Genomic DNA, 540 nt, shown 5'->3' on the forward strand with positions numbered 1-540 from the left:
AGCTGCGCTCAGCTGGAGCAGCCTTTTCGGGGACAGTTTCTTAGAATCTTTTCGTTTCTGCACGATGGTTTTTGAGGAACACAGCAAGCCTCCCCTGAAATTCAAATTTTTCCACCTAGAATCGAGGTGTCATATGACGTTATTTTGGTTCCTGCTTGCCGGACTATTTCTCCTCGCCCTCTTCTGGTTCTGTATCGAGCAGCACCTCCTCCTTGTGCGCCGCCAGACCATTTCCCTCCGGCGTTTGCCGCCGGAATGGGACGGGCTGCGTATTCTACAGATCACGGACATCCACCGGCGGGAGCTGGGCAGAGATCACCGGCGCATCGTCCGGAGCGCCGTGCGGCAGAAGCCGGACTGCATTGTCCTCACCGGCGACATCATCTCCCGTGATATGACGGAATATGGGGCGGTTTTCGCCCTGCTGGGGCAGCTCTGCGCCCTGTGTCCGGTGTATTTCTGCATGGGCAACCACGAACTTGACCTGCCGCCGGAGCGCTGGGAACCGCTGCGCCGTGGTATGGCGCAGGCGGGCTGCCA

1 protein-coding gene is annotated in these 540 nt (G+C 58.7%); it reads left to right on the forward strand.

Going from position 1 to position 540, the window contains the following annotated elements:
* Window positions 1-133: 133 nt before the first annotated feature.
* Window positions 134-540 (forward strand): metallophosphoesterase (locus tag QZL66_RS01090; protein ID WP_293601744.1); only part of this gene is annotated, 407 nt, incomplete at its 3' end.

It is taken from the genome of Ruminococcus sp. CAG:330 (assembly GCF_000437175.1).
Classification (GTDB): Bacteria; Bacillota; Clostridia; order Oscillospirales; family Ruminococcaceae; genus Ruminococcus_C.